General features: G+C 60.7%; 11 protein-coding genes. 2 read left to right on the top strand and 9 right to left on the bottom strand.

What is annotated here, in order from left to right:
• Window positions 1-13 precede the first annotated feature (13 nt).
• From HKK53_RS06485 to HKK53_RS06455, 7 genes are all read right to left on the bottom strand, one after another.
• A complete protein-coding gene (locus HKK53_RS06485) occupies window positions 14-697 on the bottom strand; it encodes a peroxiredoxin-like family protein (protein ID WP_169370082.1) in 684 nt (227 codons plus the stop codon).
• Complete coding sequence (locus HKK53_RS06480) at window positions 694-2,040, bottom strand: LLM class flavin-dependent oxidoreductase (protein ID WP_169370081.1); 1,347 nt, start codon at window positions 2,038-2,040, stop codon at window positions 694-696. Before HKK53_RS06480 ends, HKK53_RS06485 begins: the two co-directional genes overlap by 4 nt.
• A gap of 16 nt (window positions 2,041-2,056) precedes the next feature.
• Window positions 2,057-3,019 (bottom strand): ABC transporter substrate-binding protein, encoded by a 963-nt coding sequence (locus tag HKK53_RS06475; protein ID WP_169370080.1) that lies wholly within the window; start codon window positions 3,017-3,019, stop codon window positions 2,057-2,059.
• Between the two features lie 212 nt (window positions 3,020-3,231).
• Window positions 3,232-5,706 carry a TonB-dependent receptor plug domain-containing protein gene (locus tag HKK53_RS06470; protein WP_169370079.1) on the bottom strand — a complete coding sequence of 825 codons (2,475 nt, stop codon included), beginning with the start codon at window positions 5,704-5,706 and terminating at the stop codon, window positions 3,232-3,234.
• A gap of 335 nt (window positions 5,707-6,041) precedes the next feature.
• The gene (locus HKK53_RS06465) at window positions 6,042-6,911 is read right to left on the bottom strand and encodes a TauD/TfdA dioxygenase family protein (protein WP_169370078.1); all 870 of its coding nucleotides are present in this window, start codon (window positions 6,909-6,911) and stop codon (window positions 6,042-6,044) included.
• 242 nt (window positions 6,912-7,153) lie between these two features.
• Entirely contained in the window at window positions 7,154-8,737 is a 1,584-nt protein-coding gene (locus tag HKK53_RS06460; protein WP_169370077.1) for a rhodanese-related sulfurtransferase, read from the bottom strand.
• Window positions 8,734-9,342: a cysteine dioxygenase gene (locus HKK53_RS06455; protein ID WP_133838976.1), complete on the bottom strand. Its 609-nt coding sequence runs from the start codon at window positions 9,340-9,342 to the stop codon at window positions 8,734-8,736. Before HKK53_RS06455 ends, HKK53_RS06460 begins: the two co-directional genes overlap by 4 nt.
• Window positions 9,343-9,571: 229 nt before the next feature.
• On the opposite strand from HKK53_RS06455, the gene HKK53_RS06450 reads away from it, so the two are divergent.
• Together HKK53_RS06450 and HKK53_RS06445 are read left to right on the top strand one after the other, a co-directional pair.
• Window positions 9,572-10,477, top strand: coding sequence for a LysR family transcriptional regulator (locus HKK53_RS06450; protein ID WP_169370076.1), 906 nt, complete (start codon window positions 9,572-9,574; stop codon window positions 10,475-10,477).
• A gap of 119 nt (window positions 10,478-10,596) precedes the next feature.
• Entirely contained in the window at window positions 10,597-11,391 is a 795-nt protein-coding gene (locus tag HKK53_RS06445; RefSeq protein WP_169370075.1) for a class II aldolase/adducin family protein, read from the top strand.
• 36 nt (window positions 11,392-11,427) lie between these two features.
• Here HKK53_RS06445 and HKK53_RS06440 read toward each other — a convergent pair whose 3' ends face one another.
• A complete protein-coding gene (locus HKK53_RS06440) occupies window positions 11,428-12,375 on the bottom strand; it encodes a Dyp-type peroxidase (RefSeq protein WP_169370074.1) in 948 nt (315 codons plus the stop codon).
• A gap of 162 nt (window positions 12,376-12,537) precedes the next feature.
• The gene (locus HKK53_RS06435) at window positions 12,538-13,626 is read right to left on the bottom strand and encodes an LLM class flavin-dependent oxidoreductase (RefSeq protein ID WP_169370073.1); all 1,089 of its coding nucleotides are present in this window, start codon (window positions 13,624-13,626) and stop codon (window positions 12,538-12,540) included.
• Window positions 13,627-13,679 lie beyond the last annotated feature (53 nt).

Below are 13,679 nucleotides of genomic sequence, written 5' to 3'. Positions count from 1 at the left end.
GGTCAGGCTCTGGTCAGATAGCGATTCGCGCGGGGATTTGCCCGAGCAGTTGTTCAACGGCGCGCAACACCGGGTCGGCTTCGGTGCGCACCAACCAATCGGAGCTAACCTCGGCGAACGCGACGCTGCCGTCCTGGGCGATCACCACCACCGTCGGCTGCGGGAGTTCCCAAGTGCCGGTGCCGGTGGTTTCGCCGATGCTTTTGCCCTTGGCCAGCGAAGCTCTGCGCGAGGCTTCGTCGAAGCTGTAGAGAATGCCCAGGCGCCGGCCGAACTGGTTGTCCGGGTCACTGGCCACTTGCAGTTCGAGGTTGTGGCGGGTCTTGATCTCGATCAGGCGTTCCGGCACTTGCGGGCTGACCGCCACCAATGGAACCCCTAGCGCGTGCAGTTGTGGATGGAGCCGCCGCTGATAATAGGGCAGGGCGATGTTGCAAGCCGGGCAGCCAGCGAAGCGGAAGAAAATCAGCACCGCCGGACCGTTGGCGAGCAACGTGTCGCGGCTCAGGTCGCCGCCTTCAACCTTCAGCAGTGTGAAGGGCTCAAGGGTGTCGCCGACCTTCACGAAGTCCTCGGTCCTGGCTTCATCCACCAGCCGTTGACGCTGGTCGATATTGACTTGCAGAGCCGCCGGCTCCCAGGTCGCCAGGCGTTCGGCGTGCAAATCCGCGAGCAATTGATTGAGAGATTCGCTCATGCCACGGCCTCGCTTTTTTCTTCAATAGGAGTGCTTGCGTGACGGTTGGCAGGGACTTCCAGCCCCAGGTTGTCACGCAGGGTTTTACCGCTGTACTCATTGCGAAACAGGCCGCGCTGTTGCAGTAACGGCACTACCAGTTCGGTGAAGTACTGCAAGCCATCCGGCAGCAAGGAGTTGATGATGAAACCGTCGGCGGCGCCTGCTTCGAACCAGGTCTGCAGCGCGTCGGCGACCTGCTCGGGTGTGCCGACAAAATCGCGCCGTGGCCGGGAGAAGCGCAGGGCGACCTGGCGCAAGGTAAGGCCCTCGTCCTTAGCCAGTTGCTTGATCCGGTCGGACCCGCCTTTCTGGCTATTGGCGCCCAAGTCACCCAACTCGGGGAATGGCGCGTCCAATGGGTACTGGCTGAAATCATGGTCATTGAACGGCCGGCCGAGGGCGACAATCGCGTCCTCGATGCTCACCAGGTCCACCGCTTGCTGATAGCGGCTTTCCACTTCGGTTTCATCGCGGCCAACGATGGGACGAATGCCCGGCAGGATCGACAGCTTCTGCGCATCCCGGCCAAAGCCGCTGGCCCGTTGTTTCAGGTCTTGGTAGTAGGCCTTGGCTTCATCGAAGGTTTCGGGGCTGACAAAAATCGCGTCGGAATTCTCGGCGGCAAAATTACGCCCGGCCTCGGAGGTGCCGGCCTGAAAAATCACCGGCTGACCTTGCTGTGAACGAGCAATATTCAGCGGACCTTTCACCGAGAAAAACTCACCCTTGTGCTCCAGCGCATGCAACTTGCCAGGGGTGAAAAACTCGCCGCTTTGCTTGTCGTAGGCGAAGGCGTCGTCTTCCCAGGAGTCCCACAAACCCTTGACCACATTCACATGCTCCTTGGCGATGCGGTAGCGCACGGCATGGGGTGGGTGCTCGGCCTTGCCGAAGTTATCGGCGGTGCCGCTGAGCCAGGAAGTCACCACGTTCCAGCCGGCGCGCCCGCCGCTGATGTGGTCCAGGGAAGCAAACTGGCGCGCGACCTGGAACGGTTCGGTGTAGCTGACGGTAACGGTCGCGACCAGGCCGATATGCTGTGTGGTCGCGGCCAGTGCCGAAAGAATGGTCAGCGGCTCAAAGCGATTGAGGTAGTGCGGGCTGGATTTCTCATGGATGTGCAAGCTGTCGGCGATGAATACGAAGTCGAACTTCGCCCCTTCAGCCAGTTGCGTCTGCTGCTTATAGAAGTCGAAGTTGACGCTGGCGTTGGGTTGCGCCTGCGGGTGGCGCCATTCGCCCCAGCCGTGGCCGACACCGTGGACCATCGCGCCGAGTTTCAGTTGGCGTTGTTTGCTCATGGTTGTTACTCCTGAATTAGCGCGATACCTGGGTGACGGGGGCACGCTGGGCGTTGAAGCTCTTGTCGAAGCCTTGGGAGACGTCGATGTGCTTGGTGAGAATGCCTTCTTCCTGATAGATGTCGGCGGTGGTTTGCAGGCCGCTGATGACCGTGTCGTCAATCGCTACCGGTTGCATGTGCGTGCCTTTGGCTACGGCAACATGCACGGCCAGCGGCAGGCCGGTGACTTTGGCCTGGGCGGCGGCATATTCCTCGGGATGAGCATTGGTCCAGCGGTAGGCGCGATCGACCCGGGCCACGAAGTCGTCCAGTTGCTGGCGTTTGCCGGCGATCGCCTGACTGGTGGCGGCCAGGTACAAATGGTTGGTCAGCAGCGTGTCGCCGCTGGCCAGGACCTTGGCCTGGCTTTGCGTGGTGGAAATCGTGGTGTACGGGTCCCAGGTTGACCATGCATCGGCGCTGCCGTTGTCCAGCAGAATTCGGGATTCGCTGGGCAGCAGGTAGATGAACTGCACGTCGTGGGTGCTCAGGCCGACGCTGCGCAAGGCTTTGATCGCGAGGAAGTGGCCGATGGAGCCGCGGGTGGTGACGATGCGCTTGCCCTTGAGGTCGCTGGCGTTGTTCAGCGGCGAATCCTTGAGCGCGAGGATCGCCGTGGTGTAGCGACCCTCGGCGTGGATGATGCTCACAACCTTGAGCGGTGCCCCGGCACCGAGGGCGAACACGTAAGGCGCGTCGCCGAGCGCGCCGATATCCACGGCGCCAGCGTTCAGCGCTTCGCCCAGCGGCGCGGCGGCGGGGAACTCGGAGAACTGGATGTCGTAAGGCACATCTTTCAATTCGCCGGAGACTTCCAGCAGCACTTTGATCGAAGATTTTTGATTGGCCACCAGCAGCGGTTGCAGGTCGGCGGCGTGGCTGACGGCGGTGAAGCCCAGGGCGCAGAAGAGGCTCAACAACAGCGGTTTGATTGACATGACAAGCTCCAGGCGGGTTCGTGTGGCCTCCGCCTGGAGAAGGGGTCGGTCTGGGGTTGACGTTATCTCTATAAAAACTCGATGGGAAAGTCTTTCTGGTTATATGCTAATTATTAAGTAAGCTGATTATCGTGATAATCAATATGAAATAAATGCATTTAATGCGTACGCCGATCGTTCCCACGCTCCGCGTGGGAACGATCATGCGGGGATCAGAAGTTGTACGCCAACCGCGTGTAGTAATACGCCCCGCCAAAGCCAAACGGCGAGAACTGCCCGTATTTATAGCCGCCGGCCCAATCCTTGATGCCGTTCTTGTCCGGGTACACGTTGAACAGGTTGTTCGCCCCCAACGCCACGGTCAGGTGCTTGGACAGGTCGTAGGCCGCATCCAGGTCGGTGATCCACTTGGCGCTGAATTTGCGGTCGTTCACCGGGTTGTTGTCGCCCTCGGTGTAACTGCCGAAGCGGGTCAGCGCCAGGTTCAGGTTGTAGGCGGTGACTTTCCAGTTGGCTGCCAAAATCAGTTTCGATTGCGGCGTGGCGACGGTCAGGTCCTTTTGCAGGCGTCGGTCGAACAGTTGGTAATTGGAGCCCAGGCTGGTGAGTTTGGCCGGGTTGTCCTGGAGCTTTTCGATCTTGGTCTGATTCCAGTTGTACGCCGCGCCCCAGCGCACCTGGCCGTACTCGTCCAGTTGCTGGCGGTACTCGTTGACGATGTCGATGCCGCGGGTGCGGGTGTCGACCGCGTTGGTGTAGTACTGGGCAAACAGGCCAGGTGACAAGCCGTTGGCGACGAGGATCTGTGAGACCGCCGGGCCGCCCAGCAGGCTGGTGGAGACGATGCGGTCGCGGATGCCGATCTGATACAGGTCGGTGGTCAATCGGTAGTTGGCCGTCGGGTCATAGGTGAAACCGAGGCTGTAGTTCAAGGACTTTTCCGGCTTGAGCTTTTCCGCGCCCAAGGCCTGCGCCTCCGGCGTGTCCACCGGCAACACCTTGACCGGCACCGAGACCTGCTCGCCATTGACCACGCCGCCGGAGGTGAAGGTGGAAGAGGCGTAAATGGTTTGCGCCAGGGACGGCGCGCGGAAGCCATTGTTGACCGTGCCGCGCAGGGCGAAGGCGTCGGTGATTTTGTAGCGGGTCGAGAACTTGCCGCTCCAGGTGCTGCCGATGTCCTGGGTGTAATGTTCGTAGCGCGCGGCGGTGCCGACGTACCATTTATCCGTCACGTCCAGCCCCAGGTCGACATAACTGGCGACGTTGCTGCGACTGATTTCCCCGGCGTCGTCGGGGCTGGTGCCGTTGTAGGAGGCGAGGCCGGGCAGCGGCGTGCGGCCGGCGAACGGTCCGCTGGGGATTACATAGTCACCCGGCGTATAGGACGCATAGTCACCGGGCTCGATCTGGTATTTCTCCCAGCGGTATTCGAAGCCGAAGGAAGTTTGCAGCGGATTTTTCAGGCCAATGTCGAAGCCGCGACTGAAGTCCAGGTTGTTGGTCCACTGATCGAAAATCTGTGACGCCAAGTGAAACGAAGTAGGGCTGGTCGGTCCCCAGGACGGATTAAGGGTGTTGCTGGCATTGAGCGTCGAATCGTCCTCGCCCCAGGTCGAACTGGCGTCATAGTTCCAGCCACCGACCTCGCCCTTGAAGCCGCCCGCGAACTGAAAGTCGATGGTGCGGTTGCGGCGCTGGGCGTGCACGCCGTCGGGGTAGGGCGTGTCCGGGTCGCCGGCCAGGGAGGTGATGTCGTTGGGTCGATAGTTGCCGGTGACCTTGGTGGTTTCCATGTAGCTGGCGGTGGAAAAGGAGTAGAAGGTCAGATCATCGTGGATCGGCAGTTCGAGGTTGTAGCTGGCGTTGGTGACTTTCTCCCGACCCAGCCCATAACTGGGATTCCAGCCGTGGCGGTTGGTGGTCTGGTCGCGGCTGTCGGGGAAACCGGGTGAGGAATACAGGTTGCCCGTGGCACTGCCGGTGCGGTCGAAGGGTTCCTGTTCCTTGCTGTCCAGCGCCAGGTTGGCGAAGCCGTCATTGGGCAGCGCCAGGCCGTAATTGAACGTCTGGTGCACGGTGTCGCCATCGCCACTGCCGTAACGCCCGAATGACGTTTCAGCGCTGCCGCCGCTGTCGTTTTCCTTGAGGATGATGTTGATCACCCCGGCGATGGCGTCGGAGCCGTATTGCGCCGAGGCACCGTCGCGCAGCACTTCGATGTGGTCGATGGCCGAGACCGGAATCAGGTCAAGGTTGACCGGCACTGCCGCCGTGCCGATGCGCGCCAGGTTGTTGATCAGCGCGGTGTTGTGCCGGCGTTTGCCGTTGACCAGCACCAGCACCTGATCGCCGGACAGGCCGCGCATGGTCACGCCGCGCACCGACCAGGACGTGCCGCCGCCGTTGATCGCCGGCAAGTTAAAGGAGGGCAGCAGACGCGCGAGCAATTCCTTGAGCCCGACCTTGCCGCTGGCCTGCAATTGTTCGGCGCTGATCACATCGATGGGCGAGGGGCTGTCGGTGATGGTGCGCGGTTGATTGCCACGGTTACCGGTCACCACCACCGTGCTCAGGGTCTTGTCCGGTTCGGCGCTTTCGGCGTGGGCCTGAATGCTGGCGGCCAACAGGCTCAGGGCTGCTGCGGCGTAATAATCGTATTTCACTCGGGGGCTGGATGAGGTCATGACGCGAATTCCTGAAAGAAGGCCACGCAAAAACACGCTTCCTGTAGCAGATGGCGAGGCCTGCGCTACGGCTCGTAGCAGCTGCCGAGGCACGAGGCTGCGTTCGGCTGCGAAGCAGTCGTGGAACCTGAGCATGCGGTCTTCCTGAAACACCGCACCGCCTGATTTCACGACTGCTGCGCAGCCGAACGCAGCCTCGTGCCTCGGCAGCTGCTACAGGTGAACGCAGCCTCGTGCCTCGGGAGCTGCTACGAGTGAACGGAGTCTTGCGGGCACGGTAGCTGCTAGGAGTCGTGTGACGGCTAATTGATCGCTGATGTTTTGTTGGGGGAAGGTCAGGCCGCGTTGGCGCGTTTTACCCGATGGGGAATGTCGTCATAAGCGATCAGCACCCGTTCCATGCGGCGCGGGTAGTCGCCGTAGTTGTAGACCGGGTAGTGCAGCGTCGAGCGGTTGTCCCAGAACGCCACCGAGTTTTCACGCCACTTGAAGCGCACCTGGTGTTCCGGTTTGTTGAATTCCAGCAGCAGGCGATCAATCAGTTGCTTGCTCTTTTCCGGCGTCCAGCCGATGACGGACGGGTTCTGCGAGAAGTTGATGAACAGGCCATCCTCGCCGGTTTCCGGGTGGGTACGCACCAGTGGATGGGCCAGGATCGGGTAGTCGTAGCCAACCTTGTCCAGGGCTTTCTTGAAGTCGTGGACCACATGCAAATCATCGATTTCCGCCCGCAGTTCATCGGGCAAAGCGCGATAGACAGCGCCAGTATCGGCCCACAGGGTATCGCCGCCCACCGGTGGCAAATCGACTGCGCGTAATACGGCGCCGAGGGTCGGGCGCAGCAGCCAACTGGTGTCGGTGTGCCAACGGCCGCTGATCCTCGGGCCGTAGAGTTTGCGTTCGTCCTGGGCTTGAATCAGGTGCGCTTGCGGTTGCGTCGGGTCGTTCTGCTGGGTGGTTGGGTGCACATACAGCTCGCCGAATTCCCGGGCGAAGGCGATCTGCTGGTCGGTGCTGATGAGCTGGTCGCGGAAGAAAATCACCTTGTGTTCGAGCAGCAGGTGACGCAGTTCATCGCGCAGCTCGGGCGTCAGTGGCTGGCGCAGGTCGATGCCGCTGATCTCGGCGCCGATGGTGGGTTCCAGGCGGGTGACCTGGAGTGTTTGCCGGGGGCGTGAGTCGGTGCGGTGCAGGACGGCGGACATGGTGTAACTCCTCTCGGTTGTGAATTCAGCCTCCGCCTGGAGAGGGGTCGGATGTGTGATGTGTCTTGTGAGTGGTGGGTCCTGTAGCAGCTGTCGAGCAACGCGAGGCAGCGTTCGGCGGCGAAGCCGTCGCAAACCCTGCGCACGCGGTTTACCTGAAAGATCGCGTCGGCAGATTTTACGACGGCTTCGCCGCCGAACGCTGCCTCGCGCTGCTCGACAGCTGCTACGACGGATTGCGGTTAGATCACGAAAAAGCCATGGGTGGCGTCGCGGGCCAGTTGTGCGACCAGGCCATATTCCCAATCCAGATACGCTTGCATCGCTTCACGCGGGCTGTCGGTACCTTCATAAGGGCGGCGATAGCGATCGATGCGCGGCGAGGCCAAGTGTGTTTCGCCATCCTCCAGCGGCAATTGCGCGGCGACCCAACTGGCGGTGCCGCCCTTGAGCAGGAACACTGGTTTGCCGGTCAGGGCCTCGACCTCGGCGACCGCCAGCCGCGCCAATTGGCTGCTGCCACAGGTCAGCACGTAACGTTGCGCGGTCGGCACATTCTTCAGCGCTTCACTTAATTGCCCCCGCAACGTCCACCACGCACCGGGGATATGGCGTTTGACGTAGTTGGCGCTGCTGGTGAAATCCAGCACCACGCTATCGCCATGAGTCAGCCATTCGGCCAACGTCTCGGCGCTGATTTCCTCGGCCTGTTGCGGCGCAGGCACGGGCGCCTGCCACGCACCGGTTTCGCTGAAATGCGCAGGTTGCACGTCATCCAGCACATGCACCTCCCAACCGAGTTGCGAGAGCCAGGACGCCGACATGTTGGCCCGCACACCGTCGTCATCCACCAGCACCAGCCGCGCACCGCGCACGCTAGCGAAGTGATCGGTTTCCTGCACCAGTTGGCCGCCGGGGGTCGAGCGGGCGTTGGGCAAGTGGCCTTGTTCAAATTCTTCTGGAGTACGAACATCGAACAAATAAGTGCTGCGCGTCGACTCCTGCTGCCAGCGCTGAAGATCGGCCTGGGTGGCGCGGCCTACCAAGGCTTTTTCGGCGACACGACGGGCATCCTTGGCCGCGATGTGCCGATGCTCGTCGCTGGTCGGCGCAAACCGGCGCGACTGGCCGTGTTGCAGTTTTTGCCCGGCGAGGGTCCAGCCGATGGTGCCGTTGCGCAAGGCGGAAACCGGGTTCGGAATGCCCGAGTTGATCAACGACTGCGTGCCAATAATGCTGCGGGTGCGTCCGGCGCAGTTGACGATAATCCGCGTCGCCGGGTCCGGCGCCAGTTCCCGGGCGCGCAACACCAACTCGGCGCCCGGAACGCTGATCCCGGTGGGAATGCTCATGGTCTGGTATTCGTCGAAACGCCGGGCATCGAGCACCACCACATCGGCTTCGCTGTCGAGCAGCGCCTGCACTTCTTCGGCCGCCAGGGACGGTGTGTGGCGCTGGCTTTCCACCAGTTCACCAAAAGCCTTGCTCGGCACGTTGACGTCGATAAACAACTCGCCCCCAGCACGCCGCCAACCGTCCAGGCCACCTTCCAGCAGGCCGACATTCACATAGCCCAGACCCTGCAAACGCTGCGCGGCAATCTGTGCCAGGCCTTCGCCATTGTCGTAAACGGTGACTTGAGTGTCGAGCCGTGGAATCCGCGAATACACCTCAAGCTCAAGCTTGGACAACGGAATGTTGGCCGCGAACAACGGATGCGCTTGCGCGAAAGGCGCTTCTTCACGGACATCCACCAAGGCCAGTTCTTCCTTGTTCAGCAGCGCTTTTCGAATCTCGGTGAAGGAGCGGATCGGTTGGTTGCTCATAGGGCTTGGCTCTCTTTGGACAGATCCCAGATGTTGGGGAGAAAGGCGTTGGAATAACCGGAGATAAACAGTTTCTCGCTGCCGTCGGGCTGATACACCGCACGGCGCACGGCACCGATGTTGGCGCCATACACATGAATGCTGATGGACACTTGGTCATCGAAGGCGTTGCTGACTTGATGGATATCGCCAATCTTCGGTGACACGGCCTCGACCTGACCGGGTTGCAATTGAATTCGGTTGCCTTCAGGCACCAGCGTGCCGTCGGTATGACGCGCAAAACCTTGGGAATATTCCGCGCCGCGCAACATGCCGATCAAACCCCAGACCCGATGATCGTGGATCGGCGTGCGTTGTCCCGGCCCCCAGACAAAACTGACGACGCTGAAGCGCTGCCGCGAATCGGCATGCAGTAGAAATTGCTGATAACGCTCCGGGTCGGGGCGGGCGAAGTCGTCCGGCAGCCAGTCGTCATGGCTGACCAATTGCCCGAGCAGCTTGCCGCCGCGATGCAACAGGTCACCCTCGCGCGGATTGCTGTCGATCAATTCCGCCAAGGCGCCTATGAATGCTCTGAGTCTCTCCGGGTGTCGGGCCTGGGTCATGGCGATTCCATCGTTGGTTTCGAAGGTTGTTGTAGTTATCTAAGCATAATGATTCGGCTTAATATGCAATTTTTAAATGATTAGCTTATAGCTGAAGGGAATTTAGAACTCGATTGAATAGCGTTAATCGTTATCGATCTGGACGCCTGAAGCTTCGAGCTATCCAGATTTCATCAATGGAACTATGCTTTTCAGACATCTTATTGACTGTTCTCTATGTGCGGACCAAATGAAAATTGATGATATCGATGCCTTCGTCGAAGTGATTCGTTGCCAGTCCATCAGCCATGCGGCCGAGTCCTTGCAACTGACCCAGCCCGCCATAACGCGGCGCGTGCAGAACTTTGAGCAAGCGCTGGGTGTGGAATTGTTCGACCGCAACACCAAGCCGCTCAAGCCTACTTTGATCGGAACTCGCGTGTATGAACAGTGCCGTTTGATCCTTCGGGAAATGGACGCACTGCGCGAACTGGTGGCGACCGACGCACCGCCCACCGGGCTGTTGCGCCTGGGCGTGCCGCAGACCATCGGCGACGTGGTGCTGCTCGATGCCCTCAAGCACCTGCGCGTCGAATACCCCGAATTGCGCACCCAGGTGGCGACGGGTTGGGGCAGTCAATTGGTCGGCAAGATCGAACGCGGTGAGCTGGATGCGGCCGCAGCGCTGTTCCCGGCGGGCAAGATTTTCCCGGACAACATCATCGGCGAGTCCATCGGCAAAATGGAACTGGTGGTGGTCTGCGCCAAGGACCAAGTGCCCAAGCGCCCGTGCAAACTTGCCGACGTCTACCAGAGTGGCTGGATTCTCAACCCCGATGGCTGTGGTTTCCGCGCCGGGTTGCAACGGACCTTGTCGGATCAGGGCCTGGCGCTGCGGGTCAACCTGGAAACCTTCGGCACTGAGTTGCAACTGGGCCTGGTTGCCGACGGCCTGGGCCTCGGACTGGTGCCGCGCCCGTTGCTGGAGCGCAGTGCGCATTTCGAGCAGTTGGCGGTGGTGCCGCTCAAGGACTTCAAACCGGTGATGGATTTGTGGCTGATCTATCCGCACTTCCTCGGCAACCTGCAGGGGCCGGTGGATGCCTTTGGCAAACTGGTCGTCGGGTCGCTGCAGAAGATTAAGAGTGCGGCATGACAGCAGGCTCAAGACATAAAAAAAAATGATAATTAGCTTAGATTAAAATGTGCTTTTTATTATTTTTTCGCTTCCCCTAGGCTGGCTGGAATTCTTAAGGCCATCCAGGAAGTTTTGCCATGAGCAGCGTCAGCCCGTTATCCAGCGTCTCGAAAAATGTCCGCCAGCGCGTCACCCCCGAAGAATGGGAAGTGCGGGTCAAACTGGCTGCGGCCTATCGGTTGGCGGCGCTGTTCAAGTGGACCGATCACATCTACACGCACTTTTCCGCGCGGGTGCCGGGGCCCGAGGAGCATTTCCTGATCAATGCTTTCGGGCTTTTGTTCGATGAAATCAGCGCCTCCAACCTGGTCAAGGTCGACCTCGACGGCACGATTGTCGACGACCCCACGGGCCTGGGCATCAACTACGCAGGCTACGTGATCCACAGCGCCATCCACGGCGCGCGCCCTGATCTGCAAGCGGTGCTGCATACCCATACTCGCGATGGCATCGCGGTGTCGGCCCAGCGTGACGGGTTGCTGCCGATCTCCCAGCATTCCATCGGTTTTTCCGGGCGTGTGGCCTATCACGGTTACGAAGGCATTGCCCTTGACCTGGATGAGCGTGAGCGGCTGGTGGCGGACCTGGGGGACAAGAGCGTGCTGATCCTGCGCAACCACGGCCTGCTGACGGCCGGTGTCAGTGTTGAACACGCGTTCCAGCAACTGCATGGCCTGGAGCGGGCCTGCAATATCCAGATCGCCGCTCAGGCCGGTGGCAATGCCGAGCTGATCTTCCCGCCGGCCGAGGTGGTGGCCAAGGTCGAGAAACAGGCCGAAGTGTTTAAAAGTGGCGACGGGCCGGGCGTGGCACGGCATTGGAATGCGCTGATCCGGCAATTGGAGCGCAGTGATACGGCTTACAAGGAGTGATATACAACCTTGTGGCGAGGGAGCAAGCTCCCTTGCTTAAGGCGCGCGATCCGCCAACTCTTCAAGTAAATCCGCCGAAGGCACAAAGAACAACCCGCCGGTGACCGCCGTGCTGAAATCCAGCAAGCGGTCATAGTTGCCCGCAGGCCGACCGACAAACATGTTCTCCAGCATCAGCTCGATCGGCTCCGGCGAACGGGCATAGCCGATGAAGTAAGTGCCGAATTCGCCTGCGCCTGGGCGCCCGAACGGCATGTTGTCACGGAGGATTTTTACCTCCTCGCCGTCCTTGGTGATGGTGGTCAAGGCACTGTGGGAATTGCTCGGTTTGACCGAGTCTCCCAGTTCGATATCGGACAGTTTCGTTCGCCCGATGACGCGCTCCTGAGCCTCGACCGACAGCCCGTTCCATGCGTCCATCTTGTGCAGATACTTCTGCACCAACACGTAACTGCCGCCGGCAAACGCCGTATCTTCATCACCAATGATGGTGAATCTGGCCATGTGCCGATCATCCGGATTCTCCGTGCCGTCGACAAAACCGATGATGCTGCGCATGTCGAAATAACGGAAACCCTGGACCTCATCGACCACCGAAACCGCATCGCCCAGCGCCGAGAGCAATTGCGTGGCCAGCTCAAAACACAGGTCCATCTGGTCCGCACGAATGTGCAGCAGGATGTCGCCCGGTGTTGCCACCGCGCGACGTCCCTCGTCACCGAATTCGCGAAAGGCGTGCAGCGAGGCCGGGCGCGGGCCGCCGAAGAGCGTGTCCCAGGCACTGGAACCAAAGCCGCAGACGCAGGACAGGTAACCGGTAGGCACGCGTTTGCCGACGGAGCGGGTGAGGGCGGCGATGTCGCCGCACCAGGCTCGCACTTTTTCTGCGGCATCGCTGCCGGGAGCCAATGTGGCGACGATGAAAATTGCGCTGCGGGTGATCGGGGCGCAGACGGCTTGAGGGTCAGGCGTTGGGTTGCTCATGGGCGTGAACGCTTTCATCGATGCAAAGTGCAGAGACAGTAGCAAAAAACTGAGGCGAGAGGGTTTCTTGTAGCGAGGTGGACGGTAGTGAGGGGCTTTCTGTGGTAGGCATCAATAACTGGGGCTTACTGCACAGTAAGCCCCTTTTGTGTGCGTTTGTAATCAGGCCACTTTTTCCGCCGCCTGCCGCTCCCGCTCAGCCACCAATTGGCGAGTCAGCGGTATCAAACGCTTGCCATAGTCGATCGCGTCATTGAGCGGATCGAAACCACGGATCAGGAACGTGGTGATGCCCAGGTCGTAGTAATCGAGCAGCGCTTCGGCGACCTGTTCCGGCGTGCCCACCAGCGAAGTCGAATTGCCCTGCGCACCCAGCAACCCGGCAATGCCAGTCCATAGGCGCTTATCCAGCCGCGAGCCCTGGGCCGCCGCCGCCAACAGACGTCGCGAACCCTCGTTCGGTGGCTCGCGCCGCACAAAGCCATTCTGTTCCGCCAGCGCCGTGGCCTGTTGCAGAATCTGTTCCGCACGTTCCCAGGCTTGCGCTTCGGTGTCCGCCAGAATCGGCCGCAACGACAAACTGAAGCGAATGCTGCGCCCATGCCTGGCCGCTTCCGCGCGCACCTGATTCACCACTTCGCGCACCTGTTCGTAGGTTTCGCCCCACAGCGCATAAACGTCCGCGTGCTTGCCCGCTACCGCAATCGCGGCCGCCGATGAGCCACCGAAGTACAGCGGAATGTGCGGCTGTTGCGGCGACTTCACCGATGAATGCGCGCCCTCGACCTGGTAGTACTTGCCCTGATAGTCGAAGGGCTTTTCGCGGGTCCATTCCTGACGCAGCACATCGAGGTATTCATCGGTGCGCGCATAGCGCTCGTCCTTGCCGATGTAGCTGCCATCGGCGCGCAGCTCGCGGTCATCGCCACCGGTGATGATGTGCACGGCGGTGCGCCCGCCATTGAACACATCAAGGGTGGTGAACTGCCGCGCGGCCAGCGTCGGTGCGGCGAAACCCGGGCGATGGGCAATCAGGAATTTCAGGTTTTTCGTGACACTGGCGGCATGAGAGGCAATCAGCGTGCTGTCCGGGCTGTTGGAGTGGAAGGCCACCAGGGCACGGTCGAACCCGGCCTCGTCATGAGCGCGGGCGACGGTTTCCACGTAATCGGGCTGCAACACCGGGCCGCTGCGTGGATGGATTTCCGAGGAGTGGTGGCCGCCGATGTAGCCGATGAATTCGATGCTCATGCTCAGTTCCTTGTCGTTGGATAGGCGTAATGAAAAGCCTCCACCTGGCAGGG

The organism is Pseudomonas sp. ADAK7 (genome assembly GCF_012935675.1).
GTDB lineage: Bacteria > Pseudomonadota > Gammaproteobacteria > Pseudomonadales > Pseudomonadaceae > Aquipseudomonas.
The sequence above is the reverse complement of the archived record's forward strand: the minus strand, read 5'-3'. Positions and strand labels throughout refer to the sequence as shown.

What these genes read in the sequence shown, in the direction of transcription:
- HKK53_RS06485 (WP_169370082.1), bottom strand. Translation starts at nt 697, where the DNA reads ATGAGCGAATCTCTCAATCAATTGCTCGCGGATTTGCACGCCGAACGC.
- HKK53_RS06480 (WP_169370081.1), bottom strand. Translation starts at nt 2,040, where the DNA reads ATGAGCAAACAACGCCAACTGAAACTCGGCGCGATGGTCCACGGTGTC.
- HKK53_RS06475 (WP_169370080.1), bottom strand. Translation starts at nt 3,019, where the DNA reads ATGTCAATCAAACCGCTGTTGTTGAGCCTCTTCTGCGCCCTGGGCTTC.
- HKK53_RS06470 (WP_169370079.1), bottom strand. Translation starts at nt 5,706, where the DNA reads ATGACCTCATCCAGCCCCCGAGTGAAATACGATTATTACGCCGCAGCA.
- HKK53_RS06465 (WP_169370078.1), bottom strand. Translation starts at nt 6,911, where the DNA reads ATGTCCGCCGTCCTGCACCGCACCGACTCACGCCCCCGGCAAACACTC.
- HKK53_RS06460 (WP_169370077.1), bottom strand. Translation starts at nt 8,737, where the DNA reads ATGAGCAACCAACCGATCCGCTCCTTCACCGAGATTCGAAAAGCGCTG.
- HKK53_RS06455 (WP_133838976.1), bottom strand. Translation starts at nt 9,342, where the DNA reads ATGACCCAGGCCCGACACCCGGAGAGACTCAGAGCATTCATAGGCGCC.
- HKK53_RS06450 (WP_169370076.1), top strand. Translation starts at nt 9,572, where the DNA reads ATGAAAATTGATGATATCGATGCCTTCGTCGAAGTGATTCGTTGCCAG.
- HKK53_RS06445 (WP_169370075.1), top strand. Translation starts at nt 10,597, where the DNA reads ATGAGCAGCGTCAGCCCGTTATCCAGCGTCTCGAAAAATGTCCGCCAG.
- HKK53_RS06440 (WP_169370074.1), bottom strand. Translation starts at nt 12,375, where the DNA reads ATGAGCAACCCAACGCCTGACCCTCAAGCCGTCTGCGCCCCGATCACC.
- HKK53_RS06435 (WP_169370073.1), bottom strand. Translation starts at nt 13,626, where the DNA reads ATGAGCATCGAATTCATCGGCTACATCGGCGGCCACCACTCCTCGGAA.